Source organism: Nostoc flagelliforme FACHB-838 (genome assembly GCF_014698065.1).
Lineage (GTDB): Bacteria > Cyanobacteriota > Cyanobacteriia > Cyanobacteriales > Nostocaceae > Nostoc > Nostoc flagelliforme_B.
In genome coordinates, this window is the sequence record NZ_JACJSI010000686.1 from 1 (window position 1) to 1,860 (window position 1,860).

A 1,860-nucleotide genomic window follows, 5' to 3' on the forward strand; every position below is an offset into this window, starting at 1 on the left:
ACCGCTTGCGTTCTTCTTCGCTTTTAGTATTAGCGATCGCGTCTTCAATTACCGTTGCTGGAATAGCCATTTCGATTGCTCTAAGCAAGTCAGTATTTTGTATCTCAGGAGACACCAATGAAAAATCCCTCAGATGCACGACACTTAATTTCCATTCTTCGGAACAATGCCTAATTTACATGACTTTGAGCCTTAACCGAACCGTATTGCATTAGATCAGTCGCAATGGGACCTGGATTAACAGCATTAATCCGTATGCCCTGTTTGGCATAGTCAAGTGCGGCAGTGCGTGTCAGCCCCATCACCGCGTGTTTGCTGGCAACGTAGGGAGAGATTCCTGGCAGCGCAACAAGACCATTGGTGGACGAATTATTCACGATCTCGCCTGGGTCCTGGGTGAGCATCTGTTGAATTTCATATTTCATGCACAGAAATACTCCTCGCGCATTGATCGACATGATCTTGTCAAAATCCTCGATCGATTGTTCGTGCAGTGGTTTAACAGCAAGATCAATGCCAGCATTGTTAAAGGCACAATCGAGTCTGCCGTAGGTCGCGTTCGCGAAGCGCAAGCTGTACCCAGCTTATCGCTTTCTGCACCAATTCCCGGACATCCGCCTCACTCGATACATCTGATTTCACGAACAAGCATTCCGCCCGAGTCTCGCGAATCAAATCAGCAGTTTCTTCACCTTCTACACCGCGTATGTCCGAGAAGACCACTTTGACTCCAGCAGCACTAAATGCGATCGCAGTTGCTCTGCCAATTCCCGATGTGCCTCCTGTAACTAACGCCACTTTATCTTGCAGTATCATTCTATTTCTCCTAAAATCTAAGTCCGGTTGTTCTCTCTTGAAATAATCATGAAGTCGCTTTAGAAAAAAGCTTAGACAAATCTTGCAAGCATTAGGCTAAAAGCAAAGGAAAAGGCCAACTCTTTGAGAAACTGAGGGATATCAAGCCCTAAATCATTGGCGTACTCGACAAGATAACCATTCTCCAACTTTTGTTGATGGGCAAATAAAGTATCATTCATTAACCAAAACTGTCCTTGGACAGCGGCAGCAACGGCTGCTTGGGCTGCCCGTTGTGCCTGGGGATGAATCTGGATCTGTGGAAAATGGCGGAAGATAAAACATAAATAATCCTCTCCAAAAGAAACCGTAAGCTCTTGCCGAATGATTTTAATCAGCTTGTAAACGGCTGCACTTCTAGGACATTGATAATCCCCATACATCACTAATACCACGGCGGCACTTAGCACACCTTGACTGTGATCTTGGGTTGAAGCTAGCACAACTAAAGAACTGGAACTATGGTCGTCGATCATTTTTATACATCTGTATCAAGCATGGAACCTTGCGATTCACTTGCTCAATCCACATGAATTCAATATAAGCAATTAGCTTTTAGTTGTCGTCTACAGTGAGTTAACATTTTTAGGCTGTAATTTGATGGAGCAGCTGCTCCTTCTTAAGATAGAAGGTAGGCTCTAACTCAAGTTAGAATCCCAATTCTATCGAAAGTACACCCTACAAACTGACAATGCCGCGTTTAACGGCAACAATTACAGAGGGAGCAACGCGATTTTGTGAGGTCGGATCAAAAACCAGCGATGCCTACGGCGGGCTACGCCTACGCTAAAAACCTATTTATTGGCACTTAGAATATTTGCTACTTGAGTTAAATATTAATAAGCTGTTCCACATCTAATTTGCATAAAATGTAAATTAAATAAACTCGTGGACTTACTGCTATGCCAGCCAAAGGATACTTAAGTAAATTACAGAAAGAGAATTTACAAAAAGCTCTATCAGAGAGTAATAATCCACAGTTAACACAGAGAATATTAATGTTAT

2 protein-coding genes and 1 pseudogene are annotated in these 1,860 nt (G+C 43.1%); all 3 read right to left on the reverse strand.

Going from position 1 to position 1,860, the window contains the following annotated elements:
• Positions 1-170 precede the first annotated feature (170 nt).
• On the reverse strand, positions 171-572 hold the full coding sequence (locus H6G97_RS54565; protein ID WP_242056203.1) for an SDR family NAD(P)-dependent oxidoreductase: 402 nt from the start codon (positions 570-572) through the stop codon (positions 171-173).
• The gene (locus H6G97_RS54570; RefSeq protein ID WP_242056204.1) at positions 526-816 is read right to left on the reverse strand and encodes an SDR family NAD(P)-dependent oxidoreductase; all 291 of its coding nucleotides are present in this window, start codon (positions 814-816) and stop codon (positions 526-528) included. Before H6G97_RS54570 ends, H6G97_RS54565 begins: the two co-directional genes overlap by 47 nt.
• Positions 817-929: 113 nt before the next feature.
• A pseudogene (locus H6G97_RS50695) lies at positions 930-1,331 on the reverse strand (DsbA family protein); the annotation flags it as partial.
• Positions 1,332-1,860 lie beyond the last annotated feature (529 nt).

What these genes read in the sequence shown, in the direction of transcription:
- H6G97_RS54570 (WP_242056204.1), bottom strand. Translation starts at nt 816, where the DNA reads ATGATACTGCAAGATAAAGTGGCGTTAGTTACAGGAGGCACATCGGGA.